The organism is Dankookia sp. P2 (assembly GCF_050632255.1).
In the GTDB taxonomy this organism is placed as follows: domain Bacteria; phylum Pseudomonadota; class Alphaproteobacteria; order Acetobacterales; family Acetobacteraceae; genus Paracraurococcus.
In genome coordinates this window covers 1082430-1108682 of the sequence record NZ_CP192581.1, presented here as the reverse complement: position 1 = coordinate 1108682, position 26253 = coordinate 1082430, and the positions used below count along the sequence as shown (strand labels likewise).

At 68.4% G+C, this 26253-nt stretch carries 28 protein-coding genes and 7 pseudogenes; 19 read left to right on the top strand and 16 right to left on the bottom strand.

Annotation, left to right across the window (positions count from 1 at the left end; translation table 11 throughout):
* Positions 1-7 precede the first annotated feature (7 nt).
* The 11 genes and pseudogenes from ACQ86J_RS06620 to ACQ86J_RS06570 all read right to left on the bottom strand — a co-directional run bounded on the left by ACQ86J_RS06620 (position 8) and on the right by ACQ86J_RS06570 (position 10696).
* Positions 8-2536: a DEAD/DEAH box helicase gene (locus ACQ86J_RS06620; RefSeq protein WP_431270495.1), complete on the bottom strand. Its 2529-nt coding sequence runs from the start codon at positions 2534-2536 to the stop codon at positions 8-10.
* A gap of 911 nt (positions 2537-3447) precedes the next feature.
* Positions 3448-3702, bottom strand: a complete 255-nt coding sequence (locus tag ACQ86J_RS06615) for an efflux RND transporter permease subunit (RefSeq protein WP_431270494.1) — start codon at positions 3700-3702, stop codon at positions 3448-3450.
* Positions 3666-4076, bottom strand: coding sequence for an efflux RND transporter permease subunit (locus ACQ86J_RS06610; protein WP_431272319.1), 411 nt, complete (start codon positions 4074-4076; stop codon positions 3666-3668). The genes ACQ86J_RS06615 and ACQ86J_RS06610 overlap by 37 nt, the downstream gene beginning before the upstream one ends.
* Positions 4036-4767, bottom strand: a complete 732-nt coding sequence (locus ACQ86J_RS06605; protein ID WP_431270493.1) for an efflux RND transporter permease subunit — start codon at positions 4765-4767, stop codon at positions 4036-4038. Before ACQ86J_RS06605 ends, ACQ86J_RS06610 begins: the two co-directional genes overlap by 41 nt.
* A gap of 81 nt (positions 4768-4848) precedes the next feature.
* Positions 4849-6556, bottom strand: a pseudogene (locus ACQ86J_RS06600) (efflux RND transporter permease subunit); the annotation flags it as partial.
* 56 nt (positions 6557-6612) lie between these two features.
* Complete coding sequence (locus tag ACQ86J_RS06595) at positions 6613-7296, bottom strand: efflux RND transporter periplasmic adaptor subunit (RefSeq protein WP_431270492.1); 684 nt, start codon at positions 7294-7296, stop codon at positions 6613-6615.
* Between the two features lie 40 nt (positions 7297-7336).
* Positions 7337-7711 (bottom strand): annotated as a pseudogene (locus tag ACQ86J_RS06590) (efflux RND transporter periplasmic adaptor subunit); the annotation flags it as partial.
* Between the two features lie 363 nt (positions 7712-8074).
* A pseudogene (locus tag ACQ86J_RS06585) lies at positions 8075-8548 on the bottom strand (LLM class flavin-dependent oxidoreductase); the annotation flags it as partial.
* Positions 8541-9010 (bottom strand): annotated as a pseudogene (locus ACQ86J_RS06580) (TIGR03557 family F420-dependent LLM class oxidoreductase). The pseudogenes ACQ86J_RS06585 and ACQ86J_RS06580, both read right to left, overlap by 8 nt.
* Before the next feature lie 94 nt (positions 9011-9104).
* Positions 9105-9566, bottom strand: coding sequence for a nitroreductase family deazaflavin-dependent oxidoreductase (locus tag ACQ86J_RS06575; RefSeq protein WP_431270491.1), 462 nt, complete (start codon positions 9564-9566; stop codon positions 9105-9107).
* 92 nt (positions 9567-9658) lie between these two features.
* Positions 9659-10696 (bottom strand): LysR family transcriptional regulator, encoded by a 1038-nt coding sequence (locus ACQ86J_RS06570; RefSeq protein ID WP_431270490.1) that lies wholly within the window; start codon positions 10694-10696, stop codon positions 9659-9661.
* Between the two features lie 133 nt (positions 10697-10829).
* Between ACQ86J_RS06570 and ACQ86J_RS06565 the strand changes: the two genes are divergently transcribed.
* The 10 genes and pseudogenes from ACQ86J_RS06565 (at position 10830) to ACQ86J_RS06520 (ending at position 16907) form a co-directional block, all read left to right on the top strand.
* A complete protein-coding gene (locus tag ACQ86J_RS06565) occupies positions 10830-11627 on the top strand; it encodes an HpcH/HpaI aldolase/citrate lyase family protein (RefSeq protein WP_431270489.1) in 798 nt (265 codons plus the stop codon).
* Between the two features lie 19 nt (positions 11628-11646).
* Positions 11647-12225, top strand: a pseudogene (locus tag ACQ86J_RS06560) (CaiB/BaiF CoA transferase family protein); the annotation flags it as partial.
* A gap of 31 nt (positions 12226-12256) precedes the next feature.
* A complete protein-coding gene (locus ACQ86J_RS06555) occupies positions 12257-12850 on the top strand; it encodes a CoA transferase (protein ID WP_431270488.1) in 594 nt (197 codons plus the stop codon).
* A gap of 21 nt (positions 12851-12871) precedes the next feature.
* The gene (locus tag ACQ86J_RS06550; protein ID WP_431270487.1) at positions 12872-13603 is read left to right on the top strand and encodes an NtaA/DmoA family FMN-dependent monooxygenase; all 732 of its coding nucleotides are present in this window, start codon (positions 12872-12874) and stop codon (positions 13601-13603) included.
* 5 nt (positions 13604-13608) lie between these two features.
* The gene (locus ACQ86J_RS06545; RefSeq protein ID WP_431270486.1) at positions 13609-14235 is read left to right on the top strand and encodes an LLM class flavin-dependent oxidoreductase; all 627 of its coding nucleotides are present in this window, start codon (positions 13609-13611) and stop codon (positions 14233-14235) included.
* On the top strand, positions 14235-14501 hold the full coding sequence (locus ACQ86J_RS06540; protein WP_431270485.1) for a Bug family tripartite tricarboxylate transporter substrate binding protein: 267 nt from the start codon (positions 14235-14237) through the stop codon (positions 14499-14501). The genes ACQ86J_RS06545 and ACQ86J_RS06540 overlap by 1 nt, the downstream gene beginning before the upstream one ends.
* A gap of 31 nt (positions 14502-14532) precedes the next feature.
* On the top strand, positions 14533-15126 hold the full coding sequence (locus ACQ86J_RS06535; RefSeq protein WP_431270484.1) for a Bug family tripartite tricarboxylate transporter substrate binding protein: 594 nt from the start codon (positions 14533-14535) through the stop codon (positions 15124-15126).
* Between the two features lie 91 nt (positions 15127-15217).
* Positions 15218-16048: an acyclic terpene utilization AtuA family protein gene (locus tag ACQ86J_RS06530; RefSeq protein ID WP_431270483.1), complete on the top strand. Its 831-nt coding sequence runs from the start codon at positions 15218-15220 to the stop codon at positions 16046-16048.
* Positions 16030-16587, top strand: coding sequence for a hypothetical protein (locus ACQ86J_RS06525; protein ID WP_431270482.1), 558 nt, complete (start codon positions 16030-16032; stop codon positions 16585-16587). Before ACQ86J_RS06530 ends, ACQ86J_RS06525 begins: the two co-directional genes overlap by 19 nt.
* Positions 16587-16907 (top strand): DUF4387 domain-containing protein, encoded by a 321-nt coding sequence (locus ACQ86J_RS06520; protein WP_431270481.1) that lies wholly within the window; start codon positions 16587-16589, stop codon positions 16905-16907. The genes ACQ86J_RS06525 and ACQ86J_RS06520 overlap by 1 nt, the downstream gene beginning before the upstream one ends.
* On the opposite strand, the gene ACQ86J_RS06515 is transcribed toward ACQ86J_RS06520, so the two are convergent.
* The 3 genes and pseudogenes from ACQ86J_RS06515 to ACQ86J_RS06505 all read right to left on the bottom strand — a co-directional run.
* On the bottom strand, positions 16894-17697 hold the full coding sequence (locus tag ACQ86J_RS06515; protein WP_431270480.1) for a glucose 1-dehydrogenase: 804 nt from the start codon (positions 17695-17697) through the stop codon (positions 16894-16896). The two genes, ACQ86J_RS06520 and ACQ86J_RS06515, sit on opposite strands and share 14 nt — an antisense overlap.
* Positions 17694-18341, bottom strand: a complete 648-nt coding sequence (locus ACQ86J_RS06510; protein ID WP_431270479.1) for a CinA family protein — start codon at positions 18339-18341, stop codon at positions 17694-17696. Before ACQ86J_RS06510 ends, ACQ86J_RS06515 begins: the two co-directional genes overlap by 4 nt.
* Positions 18319-19029, bottom strand: a pseudogene (locus tag ACQ86J_RS06505) (competence/damage-inducible protein A); the annotation flags it as partial. The gene ACQ86J_RS06510 and the pseudogene ACQ86J_RS06505, both read right to left, overlap by 23 nt.
* A gap of 144 nt (positions 19030-19173) precedes the next feature.
* On the opposite strand from ACQ86J_RS06505, the gene ACQ86J_RS06500 reads away from it, so the two are divergent.
* From ACQ86J_RS06500 to ACQ86J_RS06485, 4 genes are read left to right on the top strand one after another with little or no spacing between them, the layout of a single operon-like run.
* On the top strand, positions 19174-19935 hold the full coding sequence (locus ACQ86J_RS06500; protein WP_431270478.1) for a class II aldolase/adducin family protein: 762 nt from the start codon (positions 19174-19176) through the stop codon (positions 19933-19935).
* Positions 19936-19945: 10 nt separating this feature from the next.
* Positions 19946-20743 carry an enoyl-CoA hydratase/isomerase family protein gene (locus ACQ86J_RS06495; protein ID WP_431270477.1) on the top strand — a complete coding sequence of 266 codons (798 nt, stop codon included), beginning with the start codon at positions 19946-19948 and terminating at the stop codon, positions 20741-20743.
* A gap of 17 nt (positions 20744-20760) precedes the next feature.
* A complete protein-coding gene (locus tag ACQ86J_RS06490; protein WP_431270476.1) occupies positions 20761-21483 on the top strand; it encodes an SMP-30/gluconolactonase/LRE family protein in 723 nt (240 codons plus the stop codon).
* Entirely contained in the window at positions 21438-21674 is a 237-nt protein-coding gene (locus tag ACQ86J_RS06485) for an SMP-30/gluconolactonase/LRE family protein (protein ID WP_431272318.1), read from the top strand. Before ACQ86J_RS06490 ends, ACQ86J_RS06485 begins: the two co-directional genes overlap by 46 nt.
* A 3-nt stretch (positions 21675-21677) precedes the next feature.
* On the opposite strand, the gene ACQ86J_RS06480 is transcribed toward ACQ86J_RS06485, so the two are convergent.
* Together ACQ86J_RS06480 and ACQ86J_RS06475 are read right to left on the bottom strand one after the other, a co-directional pair.
* Positions 21678-21836 carry a hypothetical protein gene (locus tag ACQ86J_RS06480; protein ID WP_431272806.1) on the bottom strand — a complete coding sequence of 53 codons (159 nt, stop codon included), beginning with the start codon at positions 21834-21836 and terminating at the stop codon, positions 21678-21680.
* A 155-nt stretch (positions 21837-21991) separates the two neighbouring features.
* Positions 21992-22498: pseudogene (locus tag ACQ86J_RS06475) on the bottom strand (LLM class F420-dependent oxidoreductase); the annotation flags it as partial.
* 216 nt (positions 22499-22714) lie between these two features.
* Here ACQ86J_RS06475 and ACQ86J_RS06470 point away from each other — a divergent pair.
* Genes ACQ86J_RS06470 through ACQ86J_RS06450 form a run of 5 tightly spaced genes read left to right on the top strand, consistent with a single transcriptional unit; the run spans position 22715 to position 26227 of the window.
* Positions 22715-23701: an ABC transporter ATP-binding protein gene (locus ACQ86J_RS06470; protein ID WP_431270475.1), complete on the top strand. Its 987-nt coding sequence runs from the start codon at positions 22715-22717 to the stop codon at positions 23699-23701.
* The gene (locus ACQ86J_RS06465; RefSeq protein WP_431270474.1) at positions 23694-24224 is read left to right on the top strand and encodes an FAD-dependent oxidoreductase; all 531 of its coding nucleotides are present in this window, start codon (positions 23694-23696) and stop codon (positions 24222-24224) included. The genes ACQ86J_RS06470 and ACQ86J_RS06465 overlap by 8 nt, the downstream gene beginning before the upstream one ends.
* A complete protein-coding gene (locus ACQ86J_RS06460; RefSeq protein ID WP_431272317.1) occupies positions 24106-24837 on the top strand; it encodes an NAD(P)/FAD-dependent oxidoreductase in 732 nt (243 codons plus the stop codon). Before ACQ86J_RS06465 ends, ACQ86J_RS06460 begins: the two co-directional genes overlap by 119 nt.
* Positions 24838-24854: 17 nt before the next feature.
* A complete protein-coding gene (locus ACQ86J_RS06455) occupies positions 24855-25439 on the top strand; it encodes an ABC transporter substrate-binding protein (protein WP_431270473.1) in 585 nt (194 codons plus the stop codon).
* Positions 25349-26227, top strand: a complete 879-nt coding sequence (locus ACQ86J_RS06450) for an ABC transporter substrate-binding protein (RefSeq protein ID WP_431272316.1) — start codon at positions 25349-25351, stop codon at positions 26225-26227. Before ACQ86J_RS06455 ends, ACQ86J_RS06450 begins: the two co-directional genes overlap by 91 nt.
* The last annotated feature ends 26 nt before the right edge of the window (positions 26228-26253 follow it).

Genomic DNA, 26253 nt, shown 5'->3' with positions numbered 1-26253 from the left:
GGCCAAGTCAGGTATGGACATCAACCCGTTGCGCAGCCTCCGGCACGTGCTCGGGCGGGATGTAAGCGTCGACGCCCAGAGCCACGCTCGGGCTCCACACCTCGGGCGAGGTTTCGCCGCGGGCCTCGGCCAGGGCGCGATCCAGCAGGTGACGATAGAGCTCTATCCCGACCAACTTCAGATGTCCGGCCTGGGCCTCTCCCAGTAGGTCGCCGGCGCCACGCAGGTCGAGGTCGCGGGCACTAATGGCGAACCCGGCACCGACCCGGTCCAAGGCCTCCAGCATGCGGAGCCGTCGATCCGTCGCGGCCGACAAGCGTACGGCCGGGTCGGTCAGCAGGTAAATCGCCCCGCGCAGCCGCCCGCGCCCCACTCGTCCGCGTAGCTGATGCAACTGCGACAGGCCGAACCGATCGGCTCGCCAGACCAGCATGGTGTTGGCACGTGGTACATCGAGCCCGGATTCGACGATATTGGTCGAGACCAGCACATCGGCTCCGCCATCGGCGAAGCGCACCATCGCCTCGTCCACTTCGGCAGGCGACAGACCGCCATGGGCCTCGATCAGCGACAGCTCCGGCACCAGACCGGTGATACGGGCGCGCATCGGGGCGACATCCTCGATGCGCGGGCAAACAACGAAGCTCTGTCCGCCACGTCGCGCCTCGCGCCGCAACGCCAGAGCCAGCAATGCGTCGTCCAGCGACGCCCGCAAGGTACGGACCGGCTGGCGCCGTGCCGGCGGGGTAGCGATAACGCTGAGCTCGCGCAATCCTACCAGCGCCGCCTGCAGCGTGCGCGGGATCGGCGTGGCGGTCAATGTCAGCACATGCGGCGTCCCGCCCGTACGCAGCCGCTGAAGCTGCGCCTTCTGCTGCGCCCCGAAGCGCTGCTCCTCGTCGATGATGAGCAAGGCGAGGTTTTGGAAGTGCACAGGCTTCGCTGCTAAAGCCTGGGTGCCGATGGCAATGTGCACCTCACCGCGGGCGATCGCCGCGCGGATGGCGCGGGCCTCCGCGGGTGGCGTGAGCCGCGACAGCGCCTCGACTCGAATGCCAAGCCCCTCGAAGCGGCGGCGAAAGCTCTCTGCATGCTGGCGCACCAATACGGTGGTCGGTGCCAACAATGCGACTTGGTGGCCGGCAAACGCCGCGATGGCAGCAGCGCGCAGCGCCACCTCGGTCTTGCCGAAGCCGACATCGCCGCAGACCAACCGATCCATCGGCCGTGTGGCGGCGAGATCCGCCTGCACCGCTGCCACAACCGTCGCCTGGTCGGCGGTAAGCTCATAAGGGAAGCGCGCAGTGAAGCGGGCGAAAGGTTCGAGCGCTGGGCGCAGCATCGGCGCACATGCCGCCTCTCTGGCCTGGACCATCTCGAGCAGGGCATGGGCGCTTTCGGCCACCGCCGCCTCAGCCTCGGCGCGGCGCTTTGGCCAGGAGTCGCCGCCCAGCCGGTCGAGGCTCAGTCCGACCGCCTCAGCGCCGTAACGCCAGAGGCGGTCCAGCTCATCGAAGGGAACGAGCTGCACGGCGTCAGCGTAGTCAAGCCGCAAGCAGTCGATGTGTACCGTCCCGGTATCCACTGGTTCCACACCGCCCAGTGCGCCAAGGCCGTGGTCCTGGTGAATCACGGCATCGCCGGGTTGCAGACTGGCGGCGGCCATCAGCGCCTCGCCGTTGGAACCCGTCTGCCGCAGGATGGGGCGAACTGTCGCCAGCGGTACTAATATGGCTTCCGGTGCCTCGAAGCCCGGCAGGTCGGGAGGAGTGTCCAGCCAAGCGAGGCTTCCCGGCGGTAAGCGCAACAACGAAGGCCAATCTGCTGCCGGTTGCGGCTCGATGCCGACTGCCTTACCCAAATGCTGGACCAGCCTGCGTAGGCCACGCCCGAGCGGGCCGGCGACGACTACCCGGCGGCCTTGGTCGATTTGCGCTTCGGCATAGGCCACGAATCCCGCATCCGGGTCGGCTAGCGCGGCAAAGCGCGGCGGCTCTGCGGAGCATTCCCCGGCTGCCCCCACCTGCTGAGGCTGCCGGCCAGCGAGCGCCGCCGTCCAGGCCTTTGGCTCGAGGTAGAAGATGTCCGGCGGAGGTACTGGTGGGTCCTCCGGCCCTGGCGGGCGTAAGGCAATGCGAATACGGAATGCCTCGGTGACTTCCGCCCAGCGCCGGTCGAGCGCGGCCGCCGCTCCGTCGTCCAGGATCACCGACGCTTCCGGCATCAGCGCCGGCAGCGTCGTGAGATCCTCGCAGAAGGCGGCCAAAGCATGCTCCAGTCCGGGCGGCCGGACCTCGGCCATCGCATGCTCTGGCGGCAGCACGAGTTCGGATGCGGGTCCGATCCGCACCGTCGCGGCCTCCGACCCCAGGCTTCGCTGAGTGAGCTGATCGAAATGATGGATGCTGAGAATCTGGCCAGCGTCCTGCCGCAGGCGCCAGGCGGGGTCGCCGGGGATGCCGGCCGGGATGATGTCGATGACACTGCCATGCACGGCGGCCTCGCCCGGCTTCGTCCACGCGGTCGTCCAGTTCATAGCCGCGGCGGAGCAACTCGCGGCGGAGCGCGTCCGGATCGAGCGCGCCTCCAGCGTCCAGGTGCAGCAAGGCTGCGGCATCCGGTCGCGGCACGCGTTGTGTCAAGGCTTCGACCGAGCCGATCAGCAGCCGCGGCCCAGCTTCTTCAACTCGTCGGGCAACTTCCGTGCGCTGGCCCATAACGGTGCGCGAGGGGGAAACGCGGTCATAGGGCAGGCAATCCCAGCCAGGCAGCAGCAGCACGGCAAGCGAGGAGGGGGCCAGGGCGCAAGCGGCATGGTGCAGACGGGCCGCCCTGGCTTCGCTCCGCGCGACGAAAATCGTGCCGGCCGCGCTATGCAGCAGGGCATGTTCGACGAGACGGGCCGCCAGCAATCCTTCCGACCCGGCCTCAAGCCGAGGGAGGCCGGCCTGTTTCGCCGCGGTCGAGGCGCGCTGAAGTTTAGCCGATGCCACAGGCAACGCCGCCACGGTGGTTGGCACGGTGCGGCAGGGGCGCCGCCCGGACCAGGCAGGTCGTGCCGAATGCGGCGATGATGAAAGGCTCGGAATATGACATATTGGCCAGGCTGCGCGGCATCGAGGCTCCACCCTGGTCAAACTGAGGGCCGAACCGGCAAAGCCGCCCGCAGTTCAGGGCCGGGACGACAACAACGGCCCAGTGTCGCGTCGGCGTGACGTTGATTTCCTACACGGGAAATGCAGGTCATGCTCACCAAGGTCAGAAGGCAGGCAGTTGCGGCCAACTGGGCCGTCCGTCGATCGACGGAGGTCGTGTGACACCGGGTACCAATGCAGCGTTGGTCCGACGGCAGTCGGCCGACCCGCAGGCGAAGCGTCGCTGCCTTCATGTCATTCCCCGAAGCACCGACCACAAAGGCAGGAGGCGGGTCGCCGCGCCCGGATCTCGTCAGCGTGTTTGCCGTGCCATTTCCCGCATGGCCGAGCGTTTCGGTCCGACCAGCCTGCGGATGGCCAGATAGAAGACCGGGGTGAAGAGCAGGCCGAAAACCGTCACACCCATCATCCCGAAGAAGACGGCCGCGCCCACCGCGCGACGCATCTCCGATCCGGCGCCGGTGGCGATCACTAGTGGCAGCACGCCGAGGATGAAGGCGAGAGACGTCATCAGGATGGCGCGCAGCCGAAGCTGGCAGGCAGCCACCACTGCGTCCAGCGCGCTCGCCCCTTCCTCCTCCCGCTGTTGAGCGACATTCGACGATGAGGATGGCGTTCTTCGCCGCCAGCCCAACCAGTACGACGAGATCCAATCTGCGTCAGGATGTTGACGTCCTGGCCCAGGATCCGCACGCCAAGCGTCGAGGTCAGCAGGCACATCGGTACGATCAGGATGACTGCAAACGGCAGACTCCAGGAGCCATACTGCGCTGCCAGCACCAGATAGACGAACAATACGCATAAAGGAAAAACCAGCAACCCGGCATTGCCGCTCTGCGTCTGCTCGTAGGACAGTTCAGTCCATTCGAAGCCAATGCCGTCAGGCAGAAGCCGGCGCGCAACGCTTTCCACGGTGGCAATGGCGGCGGCGGAACCGGTGCCGGGCAGGATCTCCCCAGCAACCTCCAGCTGCGGGATAGAGGTTGTAGCGCGGCACGCGCTGCGCCCCGGTAGTATCGCGCAACGTCATGACATTGGCCAAAGGCACCATCTGGTCTTGCGCGTTCCGGGTGTAGATGCGCGCAAGGTCGGTCGGAAGGCGGCGAAATCCCGGCGAGGCCTGTGCCACGACGCGCCAGTTTCGGCCGAAGGCGGTGAAGTCGTTCACGTAGGAGGAGCCGAGCAGCGTCTCGATGCTCTGACTCAGCCGCGCCACTGGAACCCCCAACATTTCGATCCGGCTGCGGTCGATATCAACTGCGACAAGCGGCGCATCCACCTTGAAAGGCGAATAGGCACCGGCCAGCCCGGGCGTTCGCGCCAGCGCCGCGACCAGAGTGTCGGCCGCTACCGCCAGCACCGCGGTGCCACGACCTGTGCGATCCTCAAGCCGCAATGCAAAACCTCCGCCAGTGCCGAGGCCCGGCACCGCGGGTGAAGGGATCACGAGGACGCTAGCCTCCTCTAGTACCGAGAGCCGGCGACGCAATTCGCGCATAATGCGGGCGGCTGTGTCGCCTCGGGGCAGGCGTTCTGACCAGGGTGCGAAGACCGGCGTGATCGTGCCCTGGTTGTTGCCCGCTGTACTGGTGGCGCCGGAGACCCCAGCCAAGGCCGAGACGTTAGCGATTCCGGCACGTCGCGCACGATGGCAGCGGCACGCTCTACCACCTCCGTCGTCCGCGCGAGCGAGGCGCCGCCGGGCAATTCAATGGAGATAGTTGCATAGCCGCGGTCCTGCGCCGGGATGAATCCTTGCGGGGCGGTCGCCAGCAACCCGACGGCGCCGGCGATCAGCAGCGCATAGAGCACCAGCATCGGCAATGCCCTAGGCGCCGCGCGCCGAATCAATGCCGCGTAGCCGCGCGCCAGCCGATCGAAGCCGCGGTTGAATCGTGCCAAAAGCCAGCGCAGAAGCCGAGCCGGTCCCCGCTGGCGCGAGGGTGGGCGCGGCGGCTCATGCCTCAGGATCAGCGTTGCCAGAGCCGGGCTGAGGGTGAGCGAGCAGAAGCAGGACAGCGCGGTGGCTACCGCGATGGTGACGGCAATTGCCGGAAGAAGCGGCCGGTGATCCCATCGAGAAAGGCGGTCGGCACGAAGACGGCGCAGAGCACGAGGGCGATCGACAACAGTGCCCCGCCGACCTCCAGCATGGTCGCGGTTGCGGCACGTTGGACCGATGGCTCGGTCCGTAAATGGCGATCAACATTCTCCACCACCACGATGGCGTCGTCGACGACGATCCCCACCGCCAACACCAGACCGAACAGCGTCAGCACATTTAAAGTGAAGCCAAAGGCAATCATCACCCCGAAGGTGCCGATCAAGGAAACTGGGATGGCGAGGATCGGTATGGTCGCGGCGCGCCAGTTCTGCAGGAACAGCAGCACCACGAGGACCACAAGGAACACCGCTTCACCAATCGTCACCGCCAGTTCGTGCACACTTTCGGCAACAAACCGGGTCGGGTCGTAGGCGATTTCAGCGGTGATCCCGGGTGGGAAGTTGCGGGCAATGCTGGAAAGACGGGCCCGGATCTCCTCGGCCGTCGCCAGCGCGTTGGAGCCCGGTCGCTGGGTCACAGCCAGCGCTACTGCTGGGCGGCCCTGTAGCGTGCTCGCGGTGGTATAGGAGGCAGCGCCCAATCCCACCCGACCGATATCGTGCAGCCGGAGCAGTCGCCCATCATCGCCGGCGCGAATGACAATGGACTCGAACTCCGTCGCATCGGCCAGCCGGCCACGGAAGGTGAGGTTGGGCTGGAAGGCTTGGTCGGTGACCGGCGGCTCGGCAATCTGGCCGCCGGCGATCTCGGCGTTCTGGGCCTGGATGGCGGCGACAACGTCTTCGGCGATAATGCCGTTGACTGCCATGCGGCCTGGATCGAGCCAGACTCGCATGGCGTAGTCGCGCGCGCCCTGCATGTCGATATCGCCGATACCGTCGATCTGCAACAGCTCGTCCCGCACTTGGCGCAGCGCGTAGTTGGAGACATAGAGCTGGTCGTAGCTGCCATTCGGCGAGCTGACGAAAATCACCATCAAGCGGTCGGTGGCGAGCTTACGCGTGGTGACGCCCCAACGCCGCACCTCCTCGGGCAGACGGGGCGATGCCGCGGCGACGGCACCTTGCACCAGGATCTGCGCCCGGTCGGGATCGGTGCCGAGGCGGAAGGTGACTGTCAGGCTCATCCGACCGTCGGCGGTCGACTGCGAAGACATGTAGAGCATGCCCTCTGTCCCGTTCACCTCCTGCTCGATCGGTGTCGCCACGGTATCAGCGACCACCTGAGCCGAGGCACCGGGATAGGTGGTGCTGACGACAACCGTCGGCGGCACGACATCCGGGTATTCGGAGATCGGCAGCGACAGCATCGACAACCCGCCGACAATCAGCAGCACCAGCGACAGGACGCAGGCGAGGACAGGCTGCCTGACTGAGAGGACGCCAAGATTGCTCAGGGGCGGACGTCCGAAAGCGCCCGGGGCGCGGCAGGTCGCTGTGGGGTGACAGGCTGGCCAGCCCGCACCCGCATCATGCCACCGATCACCACCTCCTCGTCGCCACGCAATCCGTCGCGGATGACCCGCAGACCATCATGCAGCGGACCAAGTTGAACCTGCCTAGCTTCTGGCGTGTCGCTGCCGCCAAGCACGTACAGCACGCGGCGCGATTGGTCCGTTGCTACGGCCGCATCTGGAACCAGCAGCGCCTTGTAAGGCGCACTGGCGATAAGTCGCACACGGGCGAAGACACCGGGCGCGAAGAGGTCGTGTGGATTGTCGAAGCGGGCACGCAGACGGATCGTGCCAGTCCCAGCATCCGCTTCGTTGTCGACGAAGACGACTCGTCCCTGGTGCGGAAAGCCGGCCTCGTCCGCCAGCGCGAGCTGCACCGGATTCTCGAAGTCGCGCGAGGAAGGTCGGTCGCCACGCTGGGCGAGCCGCACGTAACGCAGCGCGGCGGCCTGGTCGATATCGAAACTGACGTCGATAGGATCCATAGTGACGATGGTGGCGAGCAGCGTTGCCGAGCTTGCCTCCCCGCCCGAAACGAGGTTGCCGGGGCTGACCAGATGGCGTCCGATGCGCCCTGCAAGCGGTGCACGGATCGTGGTGAATCTCGAGATCCAACCGGGCACGCTGCAGCGCAGCCTCCGCCTGGACGACCTGTGCTCTCGTGCTTTCCAACGCCTGAGCCCGTTGCTCAAGATTGGCTTCCGACGCGGCACGATACTGCAGCAGGTTTCTTGCGCGGTCGTACTCCTGCTGCGCCAGTGTCGCCTGCGAGCGGGCACCAGTCAGCCGTGCTTCGGCTTCGGTCACTGCTGCGACAAACGGGCGCGGATCGATGCGGAACAGCATGTCGCCACGCTTCACCACTTGGCCATCCGCGAAGGAGATAGTGTCGAGATAACCGCTGACCCGGGCACGCAACTCGACCCGCTCGGTGCTTACGAAGCGACCGGTGAACTCATCCCAATCGGTGACTTCGCGCCGGATCGCCCTTGGCGACAGTGACCGAGGGAGGGGCCATCGGCGCGGCCTCCTCCTCATGACTGTCACACGCGACAAGGAAGAGTCCCAAGACGGCAGCGAGAGACAAGCACGCACCGCGGCAGCCAAGACCAGGGGATCTCCCCGGCGCCTTCGTAACAAGACATCCGAACCGTCGCATCGCCTCTCCGCCTGCATCATCAAGGCAGGCGGCGACAGCATGCCGCTTATTGGGCCGACTCGATTGATAACGAATCCGTGAGGATACTTCTCTCGCAGCGAGCTATTATCCCTAGTAGAAGAAATGCTTTGAAGAGCCATCAAGCCAGCTGCCGCTCCGTCCTGTAGCCATCATACTTCGTACGGCGCTCCGGATCGCGTTCGAAGCGGAGATGGTCGGGTGAGCCGCCGTGTGGGGAAGGTTCAGTGCTGCCGCAACAACGGGCCCAGCTGCTGCTCGAAGAAACTAATGAACTCTGCTTGGCGTGGCCCAACCTGCGTCAGGATGATGTGATCATATCCGGCAACAATATACTTGTTGATGGCATCGAGGTGGACCTCAGCCGCAGGGCCGCAGGTCACCTGCCGTGCTACGATCTCCGGCGTGACATGCTCGGTGGCCGCGGCGAAGCCCCGCGTGTTCGGCAACTCCGCCTGGACAGGCCAGCCAGTGACCGCCCAGCGAAAGTAGTGGTGCGCGGTCTTCCGTGCCTCTTCCTCGGACGGTGCCCAACACATCGAGACCTCGGCATAGCGCGGGCCATTGCCGTTGGCGGACTGGAAGGCCTCGACCAACTCGGGCTTCGGCTCGGTCACCACTAGCCCGTCAGTCTTCCGCGCTGCCAACCGGGCCGCCTCCGGCCCGCCGGCGGCCATCACCACCGGCGGCTTACGGTCGGGCCGATCGTAGAGCCGCGCTTGGTCGAGCCGAAAATACTGCCCGCGGTAGTTGCTGAAGCTCGCCGGTGAGCAAGCCTTGGATAATGTCGATTGCTTCTGAGAGCCGCTCGTGCCGCTCGCCGACCCCGGGCCAGCCCTGGCCTGCGATGTGCTCGTTCAGCCGTTCCCCGGCGCCGAGCCCGAGGGTGAAGCGGTTGTCGCTGAGCAGGGCGACGGTTGCGGCGCCTTGAGCAATGATGGCCGGGTGGTAGCGCATGATCGGGCAGGTCACCGCCGTCATCAGCCCGATGCGGACGTTGCCTGCGCTGCCGCGCCGAGCACCGACCAAGCGAGCGGCGCATGGCCCTGCTCTTCCACCCAGGGGGAGAAGTGGTCGGAGATTGCGGCAAGGTCGAAGCCGGCCTGCTCCGCCCGAACGAGGTTGCGCACAAGCTCCTTCGGGCCATGCTCCTCAGACATCAATTTGTAGCCGAGCTTGATCATCGCCGGGAGGCTCCGTTGTCGGGGGTGGCCCCCAACGCGGCGCCGCCGCGATTGTTCGCCAGCGCCCAGTCTATTCGATCGGGTCCAGCACGACGACCGGAATCTCCCGCTCTGTCTTCTGCTGATAGTCAGCATAGGGTGGCCAGAACTCCAGCGCCTGCTGCCAGAGCCGGGCGCGCTCCTCGCCGGACACGGTCCGCGCCTTCGCCTTCGTCTTCAGCGTGCCGACCTGCACCTCGACCTCCGGATTGGCGAGGATGTTGCGGTACCAGCCGGGATGCTCCGGCGCGCCGCCCTTGGAGGCGACGATGACCCAGCCCTTGCCGACATCGCCGTAGAACAGCGGAAAGATGTAGCGCTCCCCGGACTTCCGCCCGGTCGTGGTCAGCAGCAGGGAGGGCACCGTCATCTCCTGCCGCCCGGGCGGGGTGACGGTGTACATGTGGCCGTCGGTGCCGCCGCTGGAGAGATACCGGTTGGCGTGCTGCACCATCCAGTCCGGCAGGTTCGGGGCAAGCCTGGCTTCGCTCATGGTCGCGTCTCCCTCGGGGTGGCGCGGAGCCTACCCCAGCCGACCGCTGCGGCGAAGCGGCGCGGCAATGGCTGAGTCTGCAGAAAAAGCGATCAATCGCTCGCCGAAACTCGTTTGCTGTCGCGGGCGCTGGCGGGCTTTGATCGCCTCGGCGTCGTGACCTCGGTGCCGCGGGATGGGAATGTTGTCATGGCGCCAGAGCCGGAAACGAGGGGGAGTGGCGTGTCCGCCGCCGGTAGGGCCAGCGCTGTCAGCCGCACCCGAAGTATGTCCTGGAAGCCCGCCGCCGCTGGTGATAGCCGGCTGCCGCGTAGCCGGACAATCCCGACCTCCCGTAGCAGTGGCGGGTCGCTGATCCGCAGCAGCCGCAGCCCGGACAGCCGCCGGCCGACCAGAGCGAGCTGCGGCACCACGGCGACGCCCAGCCCTTCCCGCGCCAGGACAATCGCCGTCTCCGGCATCTGCACCTCGCAACGCAGTCGGAAGGAGACGCCGATGCTGGCCGCGGCCTCCTCGACCATCGCCCGCATGCTGTTTGTACCGGAGGTGATGATCACCGGCAGTGCGCCGAGCCCGGCCAGGGTGATGCCTGGGCCGGCCGGGGCGAAGCGTGGCGGGGCGAGCGCCACGATCTCCTCCTCCATCAGCGGCGCGAAGACGAGGCTCGGTGCATCGGCCGGGCGCGGGCCGATGCCGAAATCCAGCTCTTGCCGTCGGATGCCTTCCAGCACCCCGGCCTGCGGCATCTCGCGGATGCTCAGCGCAACGCCTGGATGCGCCGCGTGGAACTCCGCCAGCAGCGCCGGCAGCGCGGACGCGGCGATATGTGGCGGGCAGCCGAGCGCAAGCCGTCCACCCTGCATCCCTGCCGCGGCGCGCACCTGGCGCAGCCCGGCCTCCATCTCCGCGATCGCCCGGCGAGCATGCGGCAGCAGCGCCTCGCCCTCCCGCGTCAGGGTCACCACGCGGGTCGTGCGGTGGAAGAGGGAGGTGCCGAGCTGGCCCTCCAACTCCCGTACCTGCACCGAGAGCGCGGATTGCGAGCGGCCGGCCAGCTCCGCCGCGCGGCGGAAGCTGCCGTGCTCGGCGACGGCCAGGAAGGCATTGAGCAGCTTGAGATTGACGGACATGGCAGGAGCGGAAGCGTGACAGCAGCGCATGCAGCCGTCGAGGGCTACCGCCCGCAACGCAGCGAATTGTCGGTGCCCGCCAGCGCCGAACGCTTCTTCAGCCAAGGCCGCGGCCGGTGCCGCGGATGCGGTGGTGCTGGACCTTGAGGATGGGGTGGCGGAGGACCGCAAGGACGCCGCGCGGCAGGCGGCGATCGGCGCGCTGAACGGGATCGATTGGAATCGCCGGATTATGTCGGTCCGCGTCAATGGCATCGGCACGCCCTGGTGCCACCGCGACATCGTCGAAGTCGCAGCCGCCTGCCCGCGGCTCGACCGCATCGTGCTGCCGAAATCCTCGGAACCCTTCGAAATCCGCTTCGTCGCCGCGCTGCTTGACGGGATCGAGGCGGCGCGCGGTCCGGGCCGGCGGATCGGCATCGCCGCGCTGGTTGAGACGCCAAAGGGCGTCGGCAATGCCGAGGTCATCGCAACGGCGCATCCGAGGCTGGAGACTATGATCTTCGGCCTTGGCGACTACATGGCGGAGATGCGGACGCCGGATAGCACCGTTGGCTTGCCGAACCCCGATTACGCCATGCCAGCCGAGCCCGAACCGCACCTCAATGATCAATGGCACTACGCGCTGGCGCGTATCGCCAATGCCTGCCGCGCCGCGGGCATCAAGCCGATCGATGCTGTCTATGCCGACTACCGCGACGATGCGGGGCTGCGCGCCTCTGCCCGGCGGTCGCGGGCACTGGGCTACGAGGGAAAGTGGGCGATCCATCCCGACCAGGTGGCGCCGATCAACGCGGTATTCGGGCCGGACCCGGCGCGGGTGGCCTGGGCCCGGCGCGTGCTCGCGCTGCTCGAAGGCTCGTCCGGCGCGGTGGCGGAGGGGGAACGATGGTGGATGCGGTGCATGCGCGGATGGCGCGCGAAATCCTGAGCCTGGCGGGAGAGGCGGCATGACCGCGCCGCAACCCATGGCGGGGGTGAAGGTGCTGGACGTGGCGACCTTTCTCGCCGCGCCCTTCGCCGGCACCATCCTGGCCGATTTCGGCGCGACGGTGTTGAAGATCGAGCATCCGAAGCTCGGTGACCCCATGCGCGCCTTCGGCACGCCGACCGAATGCGGCGACACGCTCGCTTGGCTGAGCGAGGCGCGCAATAAGCAGTGCATGACGCTCGACCTGCGTCACCCGGAAGGCGCCGCGGTGTTCCGCAAGCTGGTCGCGCAATCGGACGTGCTGCTGGAGAATTTCCGCCCGGGCACGCTGGAGAAATGGGGCCTCTCGCCGGACAGCCTGAGGAAGATCAACCCGAAGCTGGTGGTGCTGCGGGTCAGCGCCTATGGCCAGACCGGGCCGAAGCGCGGTCTGCCCGGCTTCGCCCGCGTGGCGCACGGCTTCGGCGGGCTCAGCTACCTCGCCGGCGAGCCGGACGGCCGGCCGGTGGTCCCGGGCTCGACTTCGCTGGCGGATTATCTCTCCGGCATCTGGGGCGCGGTTGGCGTGCTGATGGCGCTGCGGGTCGCGGAGCAGACCGGGCAAGGCCAGGATGTTGATATCGGCCTCTATGAATCGATTTTCCGCCTCGCTGGACGAGACCGCCCCGGCCTATGCCCGCAACGGCACGGTGCGGGAGCGGATGGGCGCCGACGTGCCGACCGTGGTGCCGCATGGCCATTGGCAGACGAAGGAGGGCCGTTGGGTCGCCATCGCCTGCACCAGCGACAAGATCTTCGCGCGGCTGGCGGAGGCGATGGGCCGTCCGGAACTGACCGCCGCCGATCGCTACGCCACAACGGCGCAGCGCATCGCTGCTCGGTCGGAGGTCAACGGCACCGTCGCCGACTGGGCGGCGACGATGACCATGGAAGAGCTGGGCGCTGCCTGCGACGCGGCCGAAGTGCCCTGGGGCCCGATCAACAGCATCGCCGACATCTTCGCCGACCTGCACATCTCCGCCCGCGGCAATCTGCTGCGCATCCTGGACGAGCGGGCGGGGGAGCTGGTCCTGCCGGCGCCGGTGCCGACCCTGAGCGCGACGCCGGCGACGCTGCGGCATGCCGGCCGTGCCCGCGGTGCCGACACGAATGCGGTGCTGGGCGAGTGGCTCGGCCTGGCAATGAGCGACATCGAGATGCTGCGCGGCAGCGGCGCTGTCTGACTTTTCTCGGGAGTGAACGACATGGCCGCACCCGGCCGCACAATGAAGATGGTGGGCTTCCTGCAGGCGCAGAATTGCTCCATTGCCCCCGGCTCCTGGCGGCACCCTGCCGCCTCGACCGACTATCTCGGCCCTGATCACTTCATCCGGGTCGCGCGGGTGCTGGAAGAGGGCAAGTTCCACCTCGCCTTCTTCGACGACAGGCTGGCGATGCCCGACATCTACGGCCGCGATCACCGCGCTGCCGTGGAGAATGGCATCCGCGTGGTCAAGATGGACCCGGCGACGATCCTCGCCGTCATGTCGGGCGTCACCTCGCGCCTTGGTCTTGGCGGCACCTACTCGACCACCTATTACGAGCCGTTCCACGTGGCGCGGCTGTTCGCCACGCTTGACCTGATGACACGTGGGCGTGCGGCCTGGAACGTCGTCACCTCACTGAATGATTCCGAAGCTGCGGATTTCGGCCGCACCGAGCACCTGGAGCACGACCTGCGCTATGACCGCGCGGACGAGTTCATGGAAGCCGTGCTCGGCCACTGGGACAGCTGGGAGGATGACGCGATCATTCTCGACAAGGCCACCGGCCGCTTCGCCGATGGCGACAAGGTCCGTGCGCTGAAGCATGAGGGCCGCTTCTTCCGCACCCATGGGCCGCTGCCCGTGCCGCGCAGCCCGCAGGGCCATCCGGTGCTGATCCAGGCCGGCCAGTCCGGCCGCGGCCGTCGCTTCGCCGGCCGCTGGGGGAGCTGATCTTCGTGGTCTACCCGAACCTGGCCGCCGGGCAGAAGCAGTATGCCGATCTCAAGGCCGCCGTCGCCGCCGCCGGGCGTGACCTGGACAGCGTCGCGGTCGCTCCGGCCTGCTACGTCAACGTAGCCGAAACCGCCGGCCAGGCCGAGGAGAAGCGCGCCTTCACCGAGTCGCTGGCCAAGCCAGTGGACGCGGTGGTGCTGCTGTCCGAGGCGCTGAACTTCGACTTTGCTTCGAAGGACATGGACAGCGAGTTCACCGATGCCGAGCTCGCCCGACTGTCCTGGACCGGCTTCAAGGACCGCATTGTCCAGCTCAGCGGCAAGCCCAACCCGACGATCCGCGACTTCGTCCAGTTTTCGGGCCGCGGCACGACGCGGGAATTCCCGAACTTCACCGGCACGCCGAAGCAGGTTGCTGACCAGATGGAGGAGTGGTTCGAAGGCCGCGGATGCGACGGCTTCGTCCTCGTCGCCTCCCAGTATCCGGCGTCCTTCGAAGATTTCACCCGGCTGGTGGTGCCCGAGCTGCAGCGGCGCGGCCTCTATCACCGCGACTATGCCGGTGCGACGCTGCGCGAGAACCTGGGTCTGGCAAGGCCAGGCATCGGCACATGGAAGGAGGCACGTTGATGACCGCCACGCTCACCCGCCGCGCGCTCGGCGGCCTTGCACTTGCCCTTGCCGCTCCGCCGCTGCGCGCCCAGCCTGCCTGGCCGACGCGGCCGGTACGGATCGTCGTCGCCTATGCGCCAGGCGGCGGCACCGACATCACCACCCGCGCCTTCGCCGAGCAGCTCACACAACGTTTCGGCCAGAGTTTCGTGGTGGAGAACAGGCCCGGCGCCAACGGCGTCGTGGGCACGGAGGCCGTCGCCCGGGCGCCTGCCGACGGCTGACACGCTGCTGGCCGTCACCAGTACGCATGTGATGAACCGGCAGATGGTCAACCCGCTGCCCTTCGACCCGGCCACGGACTTCACGCCGATTGGGCTGATGGCACGTTACCCGCTGGTGCTGATGCTGAACGTCGACGCGCCGTTCAAGGACCTGCCCGGCATGATCGCCTATGCCCGGGCGCATCCCGGTGAGCTCGCCCAGGCGACCTCGGACGCGCAATCCTCCTACACCGCGAACCGCTTTGCCCAGGCCGCCGGGCTGCAGCTGACCGAAGTGCCCTATCGCGGCAGCGGAGCCTATCTTGGCGATCTGACGGGTGGCCACCTGAAGCTCGCCTGGGGCAGCCCGGCGACGGCGATGGGGTTGCTCCCGGGCGGAAAGATCAGGATCATTGCGGTCAGTTCGCCGCAGCGTTCCGCAACGCTGCCGGAGGTACCGACCCTCCGCGAGGCCGGCGTGCCGGAAGTGGAGTTCGACGGCTGGTTCGGTTTGTTCGGCCCGGCGAAGATGCCGGAGTCGATCACCCAGCAAGCTTCAATACCGCACTCAGTGAAATCAGCGCCACGCCGGCGATGCAGGCACGGCTTCGGAGCTTGGCGGTCGATCCTGCGCCGATGGACCTGACTGCGCTCGCCGCCACCCTGGTGCGGGAGGAGCAGGTTCTGGGCCGAGGCCGCCCGCGCCGGCCTGCTGCCGAAGCCCTGAGGAACGCGACATGAGCAATCCAGGCTTCACCATGCTGTCGACCAGCGGCATCCTCGGCTACGGCTTCGCCGAGGAATCGCTTCGCATCGGCATGTCGCGCAACCCGCAGGTGATCGGCTGCGACGGCGGCAGCACCGACCCAGGGCCGCATTATCTCGGCGCCGGGACCTCCTTCTGTTCCCGCCTTTCGGTCAAGCGCGACCTGCGGCTGATGCTGCAGGCCGCAGTTGCGGCGCGCATCCCCTGCATCATCGGCACTTCCGGCGGAGCCGGCGGGGAGCCGCATCTGCAGGACACCGCCGTCCTGGTGCGGGAGATCGCGCGAGAGGAGGGGCTGTCCTTCCCCATGGCGTTGATCCATGCAGAGCAGGAGAAGGCGCTCCTGTCGCGCCGGGTCGACCAAGGCCGGGTGAGGGCGCTGGCCAAGCTGCCGCCGCTCGACCACGCGACGATCAACCGCGCCACTCGCATCGTCGGCATGATGGGGCCGGAGCCCATCGCCCGCGCGCTCGACCAGGGCGCGCAGGTGGTGCTCGCCGGGCGCAGCAGCGACCCGGCGCAATGGGTGGCGCCGGCGATGCGCGCCGGCTTGCCTCCGGCGCCCTGCTGGTATGCCGGCAAGATGCTGGAATGCGGCGCCGAACCGACCACGCCAAAAGAGCCGGACTGCCTGCTGGTAACGGTGTTCCCCGACCATCTCGTCTGCGAGCCACCCAACCCCATCCGCCGCTGCACGCCGCTCTCGGTCGCCAATTCGCGTTGCACGAGAACTCCAGCCCGATCCACCATGTCGAGCCGGGCGGGCTGCTCGACACCTCCGACGTGCGGTTTGAGGCGGTGACCGACCGCGCGGTGCGGGTCAGCGGCATGCGCTGGACGCCGGCCGGGACCTATACGGTCAAGCTCGAGGGCGTCGAGTTGGCGGGCTACCGGGCCATCACGCTCTGCGCCACGCGGGATCCCGGGCTGATCGCGCAGATCGACGACTACCTGGCGACGCACCGCGCCAAGGTCGCGGCCAAGGCCGCCGATTTTGGCGTGCCCTCATCCGCCTGGCGCATGGCGGTCCGCACCATCGGCCGCGACGCGGTGATGGGGGCGCGGGAGCCGCAGCAGGGCGGCACGCCCTATGAACTCGGCTTCGTAGTCGAGGTGCTGGCCGAGACGCAGGAGGTAGCGAATGCCGTGCTGGCCATGGCGCGCACCAGCCTGCTGCATGCCGATTTCAAAGGCCGGCTTTGCAAGGAGGGCAATATGGCCTTCCCCTTCTCTCCCTCCGACCTAGAGCTTGGCGCCCTCTATCGCTTCAGCGTCTTTCACACCGTGGCGCCGGACGACCCTTACGAGATGTTCCCCATCGAGCATGAGAGGGTAGGCTGATGGCTCGGCTCCGCGACATCGCGCAGATCTGCAAGAGCAAAAATGCCGGTCCCTTCATGCTGACCATCGACGTCCTGTTCGAGGACCCGGCGGTCTATGCCGCGGTGAAGGCGACCGGCGCGCTGAATGGCGCGCTCTTCGCCCGGCTGTACCAAGTGGCGGAGGCCGATGTGCTGTTCACGCCCTATGACGCGGCGCTCGCCTTCAAGGCGACGCTGCCGCGGCTGGTGCCGGCTGGGGACTTCGGCGACACCGATGTCTATGGCGCGCAGCAGCATGCGCCGCTGCTGGAGGTGGAGATCCCCTCTAGGCAGCGGTGAAGCCGCCATCCACCACCAGGCCGGCGCCGTTCATATAGGCGGCGTCGTCCGAGGCGAGGAAGGCGACCCCCTTGGCGATGTCGAGCGGCACGCCGAGCCGGCCCCAGGGAATGGTGTCGGAGACCTGCTGGCGCACCGGGGCGGGGTCGTTGCTGCCGGTGCGGCGGGCGCGGGCCATGAAGGTCTGCTCCCCCATCTCGGTCTGGATCACGCCGGGATGGATCGAGTTGACCCGGATGCGGTAGCCCTTGCGGCCGAATTCCAGCGCGGAAGATTTGGTGAACAGCGTCACCCCGCCCTTGGTCATCGAATAGAGCGGATCGAGCTGCGAGCCGACCAGCCCTGCGATGGAGGCCAGATTGACGATGGCGCTGCCATGCTCGCTGGACTTCGCCGCCTCCCGCAATGCCGGGGCGGCGAGCTTGGTGCCGAGAAAGACGCCGGTCATGTTCACCGCGACCAGCTTGTTCCATTCCTCGAGGCTGATCTCCTCGATCGGCTTGCCGATGAAGACGCCGGCATTGTTGACCAGGACGTCGAGCTTGCCGAAACGCCCGGTGGCGACCTCGATCGCCGTCGTCCAGTCTTCCTCCCGCGTCACGTCGAGATGGACGTAATCTGCCTGCCCGCCGGCAGCGCGGATCTCCTCCACCGTCTGCCGCCCGGCCTCGTCGAGCACATCGGCGACGACCAGCCAGGCGCCTTCCCGTGCCATGAGCTTCGCGCTCTCCCCGCCGATGCCGCGTGCGGCGCCGGAGATGAGGGCGACCTTGCCTTCGAGACGATTCATGCCTGGGTTTCCTCGACTTGCGGGTGCTGTCGCCCGCTTCCGGGTGACAGCCTATGGCGCCGCGCGGCCGAGGCAAAGCCGCGGCTCAGCGCCGCTCGAAATCCAGCCTTTCGTCCGCCGGCAGGCCGGCGAGGTGCCGGCGCAGGCAATCGAGCCCGAGCTTCGGCCGCGCCGAGGCGCACCCATTCCCGCCCGCCGACCAGCCGCGCCTCCCGCAGCAGGCTGCCGGTGGGATCGGCCAGGCCGATGGCGATGCTGCCGCCCGCCTCGGCGCCCTCGCCCTCCATCGTCACCAGCACGGCCAGCGCGTGGCTAGCGCCGCTGGCCGCTCGCAGTGCCAGGGCGACCTGCGGCGCCGAGGCCGGTGCCGGTGGCAGGCCGACCGAGGCGGCGAGCTGGGTTGGGTCGCGACTGACCACGCCGCGGCGGAACAGCGCCTCGGCACCGTCCAGCTGCAGCAGGCGGGCGGCGATGCTGCCGCCGGTGAAGCTCTCCGCCACCGCCAGCGTGCCGCCGCGCGCTCGCGCAGCGCGTGCAGCACCACGGATTCGAGCGACCTCGGTCCTCCGCCACGATGAAGTTGCCGAGCCGTCGGCGCACCTCCGCCTCCAGCGGCGCCAGCAGCCGGTCGAGCGCGGTGGCATCGGCGCCGCGGGCGGCGAGCTTGGTCTCGAGCTGCGGGTAATGCGCCTGGAAGCCCAGCTTCACCGCGCCGGGCGGCGCCATCGCCTCGATCCCCGCCAGCATCTCGTCGGCACGGGATTCACCGATGCCGAAGGAATGGAAGCGCTTCAGCCGCGCCACGCCGGGCAGGCCGGCGCTGGCGAGCAGCCGCGGCATTACCTGCTCCTCCAGCATCCGTCGCATCTCGCGCGGCACGCCGGGGGTGAAGTAGAAGCGCGCACCCTCGATCGTCACCGCGAAGCCGCAGGCCGTGCCGATCGGGTTGTCGATGAATTCGGCGCCCTCCGGCAGCATGGCCTGCTTGCGGTTGTTGGCCGGCATCACGCGGTTGCGCCGGGCATAGAAGGCTTCCATCCGCGCCAGCCAAGGCTCGTGCAGCACCAGCGGCACGCCGGCGGCCTCGGCTGCCACCTCCTGCGACAGGTCGTCGACGGTCGGGCCGAGCCCGCCATTGACGATCACGGCCTCCGCCCGCGTCGCGGCCTGGCGGAAGGCGGCCAGCAGGCTGGTGCGGTCGTCGCCGACCGTGGTGCCGTGCACCACTTCCAGCCCCGCCTCGCTCAGGCGCTGCGCGATATAGCTGTAATTGGTGTTGACCGTCTTGCCGGTCAGGATCTCGTCGCCGGTGCAGAGAATCTCGATGCGCATGCCGCTGCCTCCCTGCCACCGGTAAGCCGGCCGCCCCGGCCCGCTGTCAAGCCGGGCGGTGATCCGCGCTTGCCGGCCGGGCCTGGGGCGGACAGGATGGCAGGGCGCCGGCCCCGGCCGGACGCGATGGGAACGGAGAGAGCGATGTCGTCCGCCATGAAGCTCCCCAGCATCGACATGACCGACGCCGAATGGCAGACGCGCTGCGACCTCGCGGCGCTCTACCGTGTCGTTCATCATCTCGGCTGGACCGACCTGATCAACACCCATATGTCTGCGCGGGTGCCGCGCGAGCCGGAGACCTTCCTCATCAACCGCTACGGCGAGACCTTCGACGAGGTCACCGCCTCCAGCCTGGTGAAGATGGACCTTGCCGGCAACGTCATCGGCGATCAGGGCCGCTTCAACGCGGCCGGCTTCACCATCCATAGCGGCGTCTACAAGGCGCGGCCCGACGCCAATTGCGTGCTGCACACGCATACCCGCGCCGGGGCAGGCATTTCCCTTCTACGCCAGGGGCTGCGGCCGATCAGCCAGGATGCGCTGCACGTCCTGGACGACGTCGCCTACCATGAATACGGCGTACCGACCTCGCAGGAGGAATGCGAGGCGCTGGGCGTCACCTGCCAGCAGGGCAGCTGCGTGGTGCTGCTGAACCATGGGCTGCTCACCTGGGGCGAGACCATCCATGGCGCGCTGATGCGGCTCTACATGCTGGAACGCGCCTGCGAGGTGGAGCTGATGGCGCGGCAGATGGACGAGCCGCCGGTCATCATCGAGCCGTATGTGCAGGAACGTGCCAAGGCCCGGATGCGGAAGTTGCGTGGCACGCCGGATTACGGCCTGCTGGAGTTCCAGGGCCTGGTGCGGACGGTGGACCGGCGGGGCGCCCGGTATCGCTGCTGAGGGGCGCGCCATGGCGGTGCTCGAGACCGAGACCCACGGGCAGGTGCTGGTGGTGCGGCTGAACCGCCCCGAGCGGCTCAACGCGCTGAACCACGAGCTGCGCACGGCACTGGCCGCCTGCTGGGCGGAGTTCCGCCACGATGCGCGGCTGGAGGTGGCGATCCTGACCGGCGCCGGCCGCGCCTTCTGTGCCGGGGAGGACATGAAGGAGTCCCTGGCCGAGCGGAACCCCGGCGGCCGCGCCGCGGCGGCCGAAGACTGCTTCAACGCCGGCACGCTGGAAAAGCCGGTGATCGCCGCGGTGAACGGCTTCGCCATGGGCGGCGGCTTCATGCTGGTGGAACGCACCGACCTGCGCGTCGCTGCCGCCGGCGCGATCTTCGAGGTGTCGGAGGCCAAGCGCTGGCTGCTCGGCGGCTGGAACCACGGTCATCTCGCCAACCTGCCCTTCCCCGTGGCGATGGAAATGGCGCTGGGCTTCCGCTTCACCGCGGAACGCTTCCACCAGCTCGGCTTCGTCAACCGGCTGGTGGCGCCTGAGGCGGTGCTGGAGGAGGCGCTGGGGATGGCGCGGCACCTGCTGACCCTGCCGCCGGCGGCCCGGGTGAACACCGTGCACATGATGCGCCGCATGCGCCCCGCGCCTGGTCCGGCGCAGCAACGCCTGGCGGCGGCGCTGCACGAGCACGGCGCCAAAAGCGACCTGATCGAAAGCCGCGCCGCCTTCGCCGAGAAGCGAGCGCCGCAGTTCAAGGGCTGGAATGACCCGGGGGACCGCTACCGCCTACCGCAGCTCGACGAAGAATAAGGACAAGAGGAAACGACATGACCGGGATCCGCATCCTGGCGAAGGGCCTCGGCTTCCCCGAAGGCCCGGTCGCCATAGCCGATGGCAGCATCATCCTCACTGAGATCAATGGCGGTTGGGTGACGCGCGTCTCGGCGGACGGCACGGTGACGCGGCTCGGCCAGCCGGGCGGCGGGCCGAACGGGCTGGCGCGGGCGCCGGACGGCGCGCTGATCCTCTGCAACAACGGCGGCAGCCGCTACCTGCCCGACAGCTTCATGGGCCAGGGCCCTTCGGACGATTACGAATACGGCTCCGTGGAGCGGGTCGATCCCGCGACCGGGGCGCGAAGCCTGCTGTACAAGGCAGCGAACGGCCACAAACTCTCGGCGCCGAACGATTTGGTCTTCGACTGTCACGGCGGCTTCTACTTCACCGACCTCGGCAAGCGCTACCACACCTCGCGCGACCATGGCGGGCTCTACTACGCCATGCCGGACGGCTCCTCGGTGCGGGAGATCGCCTATCCCATCCTCAGCGCCAATGGCGTCGGCCTCTCCCCGGACGAGAAGACCGTCTATGTCGCGGATACCGAGCCCGCCCGGCTCTGGGCCTTCGACATTGAATCCCCGGGCGCGCTGCGCAAGCAGCCCTTCCCTCGCCGCATGGCGGGCGCTTCCTCGGCGCGGCGCCGGGCTTCGCCCGCTTCGACAGCCTGGCGGTCGCGGCCTCGGGCAATATCTGCGTCGCCACGCTGGTGAGCGGGACGATCTCCGTCTTCGCCCCGGACGGGCGGCTGCTGGACCAGGTGGCGATGCCCGACACCCACCCGACCAATATCTGCTTCGGCGGCGCCGACATGCGCACCGCGACCATCACGCTGTCCGGCAATGGCGAGCTCGGCCAGATGCGCTGGCCGGAGCCTGGGCTGCGGTTGAACTTCCAGGCGTAGCGGTCACACCGCGCGGACCAGCGCCGCCCAGCGGTCGAGGACGGGGAGGATCGCCTCCTCCTTCTCCGAGTCCAGCGACACCACCACGCGGGAAACGCCGAGGTCGCGCCAGCGCCGCAGCGTGTCGGCATTCTCCGGCGCGCCGAAGGTGGAGATCGGCACCTCGGCGGGATCGCGCTCGGCCTCCGCCGCCAGGGTCCGGAAGGCGGCCAGCGCCTCCTCCAGCGGGGCGCGGCCGGCGATCGGGATCCAGCCATTGCCGTAGCGCAGCGGCGCCGCGCCCCGTGCGGGAAGGCGCCGCCGACCAGGACCGGCGGATGCGGCTTCTGCACCGGCTTCGGCCAGGTCATGATCGGGTCGAAGTTGACGAACTCGCCGTGGTACTCGGCCTTCGACTTCGTCCAGATCTGCTGCATCGCCTCGACCCGCTCGCGCACCAGCTTGGCGCGGGTGTCGAAGGCGGTGCCGTGGTTCTCCATCTCCTCGCGGTTCCAGCCGACGCCGATGCCGAACAGGAAGCGGCCGCCCGAGACATGGTCGAGCGAGGCGACCAGCTTGGCGGTCTGAATGGGGTCGCGCTGGTTCACAAGGCAGACGCCGGTGCCGAGCAGCAGCTTGGTTGTCGCGGCCGCCGCCAGGGTCAGGCTGATGAAGGGGTCCATGACGTCGTAGTAGCGCTTCGGCAGCTCGCCCCCGCCGCCCCAGGGTGTCTTGCGGGAGGTCGGGATATGCGAATGCTCGGGCGCCCAGACGGATCTGAAGCCGCGCTCTTCCAGCGCCCGGGCCAGGGCACCGGCGGTGATCGAATAGTCGGTGAAGAACATCGAGGCACCGAACTGCATGGCCGTCCCCCCGCTGCGGGCCGGCCTGCCGCGACCCTGGCGCGAGCCTATCGCCGCGGCCGGGCCGCCGCAAACCGGCCAATGCCGCGCCGGCGGGCGACGCTGCCCATTTGCCGGTCAGTTGCGGACCGTCCGACGGCGAAGCTGCGGCGAGGGCAGCTTGCCGGCGCCAGGCGGCGCAGGCAGGCTGCCGCCACCATGGCAATCCCTGCCCTCGAGCTGATCGGCCTGCGCACCGAGTTCCGCATCCGCGGCGCCTGGCATGCGGCCGTGCGCGACGTCTCCCTCCGGCTGGAGCGGGACGAGACCCTGGCCCTGGTCGGCGAGAGCGGATGCGGCAAGAGCGTGACGGCGCTGTCCGTCATGGGGCTGGTGCAGCCGCCGACGGGCCGGGTGGCCGCCGGGCGCATCCTGCTGGACGGGCAGGATCTGGCCGCGCTGGACGGGGCCGCGCTGGAAGCCCTGCGCGGCGACCGCATGGCGATGATCTTCCAAGAGCCGATGACCAGCCTGAACCCGGTGATGACGGTCGGCGACCAGGTGGCGGAAAGCCTGCGCATCCATCGTGGCCTGTCGCGCGCTGCGGCGCTGGAGCGTGCCGGGGCGCTGTTCGAGGAGGTAAAGATCCCCTCCGCCGTGCAGAGATTGCGTGAATACCCGCATCAGTTCTCCGGCGGCATGCGGCAGCGGGTGATGATCGCAATGGCGCTGGCCTGCGAGCCGGCGGTGCTGCTGGCGGATGAGCCGACCACCGCGCTTGACGTCACCATACAGGCGCAGGTGCTCGGGCTGCTGGCGGACCTGCGGGAGCGGCACGGCATGGCGGTGCTCTTCATCACCCACAATCTCGGCGTAGTCGCGCAGATCGCCGACCGGGTGGCGGTGATGTATGCCGGCGAGATCGTGGAGCAGGGCCCGGTGGGTGCCATTTTCGCGCGGCCGCTTCACCCTTATACGCGCGCGCTCTTCGCCGCGGTGCCGCGGATCGACCTGCCGGGCCAGGCGCTGTCCGCCATCGGCGGCCGCGTGCCGGCGCTGGACGCCATGCCGAAAGGCTGCCGCTTCGCGCCCCGCTGCCCGCTGGCGCAGGCCGGCTGCGAGCGGCCACAGGTTCTGGCCGAGGCCGGGCCGGGCCATGCCGCACGTTGCCATCTCGCCACCGGGGAGTTTGCCCTGCATGCTTGAGGCCGATGTCCTGGTGATCGGCGGCGGCGGCGCCGGCTGTTCCGCAGCGCTGCATCTGGCGAAGCGCGGCGCGCGCGTGGTGCTGCTGGAACGCGGCCTGGTCGGAAGCCAAGCCTCCGGCGTCAACCATGGCGGCGTGCGGCAGCAGGGGCGGCACCCCGCGGAGCTGCCCCTGGCGCGCCGCTCGCGCGAGATCTGGGCCCGCATGGCGGCGCTGGTCGGCACGGATGCCGAATTCGACCCGAGCGGCCACCTGAAGCTGGCGCGCAGCGCGGCCGAGGAAGACCTCGCTGCTGCGCTGGAATGTGATGGCGGAGGAGCACGGCCTCGCTCCGCGGATGATTGGCCGCAACGCGATCCGTGCCGACCATCCCTATTTCGGCGAGGAGGTGGTGGCTGGCAGCCTGCTGGAGGAGGACGGCTCAGCCAATCCCCGCCTGCTCGCCCCGGCCCTGGCGCAGGCGGCGCGGACGGCGGGCGCGACCATCCTGGAACGTCATGCGGTGACCGCCATGGCGCATGATGGCAGCACATTTCGCGTTGAGGCGAATGGCGGCGTCTTCGCTGCGCCGGTGCTGCTGAACTGTGCCGGCTTCTGGGGCGCCGCGGTGGCGGAACGCTTCGGCGAGCACGCGCCGGTCGAGGCGCTGCACCCGAACATGGTCGTGACCGAGCCGCTGCCCTATTTCTGTCCGCTCAACATCGGCGTGGTCGGCGGCGACATCTACCTGCGGCAGATCTCCCGCGGCAACGTCATCCTCGGCGGCGGACGCGGGGAGGGCGACACCACGGTGCCGATGTCCCGCCCGCGCCCCGACAGTGGCGCGGCGGCTATGGCGAAGGCGGTGCGGCTGATTCCCCGGCTGGCCGGCGCGCTGATCATCCGCAGCTGGACCGGCATCGACGGGCTGACGCCGGACGTGCTGCCGGTAATGGGGCCGAGCCGCACGACGCCGGGCCTTTTCCACGCCTTCGGCTTCTCCGGCCATGGCTTCATGCTCGGCCCGGCGGTGGGCGAGGTGCTGTCGGAACTGGTGCTCGACGGGCGGACCGACGTGCCGCTCGAGGCCTTCGATATCGGCCGCTTCGCCCGCCCCGAAGGCGCGGCCGAGGATGCCTGGAACACGCGGCTCTAGTGTTGGGGGACGGTGCGATGAAAGCGTTGCGCGCGGCATGGCTGGGCACGGTGGCGGCAGTGGGATTGGCGCTGGCTGCGCAGGCGCAGACGCTCCGCGTCGGCATGGCGGCGCAGGATGTCGGCCGGCTGGATCCGCATTTCGCCACCTCCACCATCGACAGGGTCGTGGTCGGCTGGATGTTCAATGGCCTGGTGCGCTTCCCGCCTGGCAGCATCGACCCGGCGGCGATCGAGCCGGACCTGGCAGAGCGTTGGGAGAGCAGCCCCGACGGCCGCACCTGGACCTTCTTCCTGCGCCACGGCGTGCAATCCCATGGCGGCTTCGGCGAGATGACGGCGGATGACGTCGTCTTCAGCCTGAAGAAGTCGGCCACCGCCGCGACCTCCGCCTTCTCCGCCGATTTCCGTGCCTTCGAGAGCATTGAGGCGGTGGACCCCTATACCGTCCGCATCGTGCTGCGGGAAAACGTGCCGAGCCTGCTCGGCATCCTAACCAACTATGCCGGCGGATATATCGTCTCGAAGCGGGCGGTCGAGCAGAAGGGGAGGGCTTCACCCGTGCCCCGATCGGCACCGGCCCTTTCGCCCTGCAGGGCGTGACGCCGAACCAGAGCGCGGAGTTGGTGGCGCACCAGGCCTATTACCGCGGCAAGCCGCAGATCGCCGGCATCTCTTACCGCTTCATCCCGTCCGACGCCTCCCGCGACCTGGCCTTCCAGAACAAGGAGCTCGACCTCAACTATGGCCGGGCCGACCAGACCTGGATCAACCGTGTCAGGCAGATCCCGGGCGTCACGGTCGACATCTTCGAGCCGGCCGAGCTGACGATCTCTCAATCTCAACATCACTCAGCCGCCCTTCACCGATATCCGCGTCCGTCAGGCGATGGCGCACGCGGTCAATCGGGCGGAGCTGGTGCGCTGGCGCGGCCCGGATGTGAGTCGCGAGGACAGAGTCCGGTACCGCGCGGCTACCTGGGCTTCAGCGGCGACAATGGCCTGCTGGGCTATGACGTGGCGAAGGCCAAGGCGCTGCTGGCCGAGGCCGGCTACCCCAACGGCCTGACCATCAAGGCCATTCATACCCAGCTGCCGGAGATGCTAAACATGATGCAGGTGGTGCAGCAGCAGCTGCGCCGCGCCGGCATCACGCTCGACCTGCAGGTGGTCGAGCACGCAACCTTCCACCAGCAGATCCGCCAGGACCTCTCGCCGCTGGTCTATTACGCGGCGGCACGCTTCCCGGTGGCCGACATCTACCTCAGCCAGTTCTTCCATGGCCGATCCATTGTCAAGACGCCGACGGCCGTAACCAATTCTCACATTGCAACCAGGCCGATGCGCAGATCGACGCGGCCCGGGTCAGCACTAACCGGGAGGAGCAACTGAAGCTCTGGGCCGAGGCGCAGCGGATC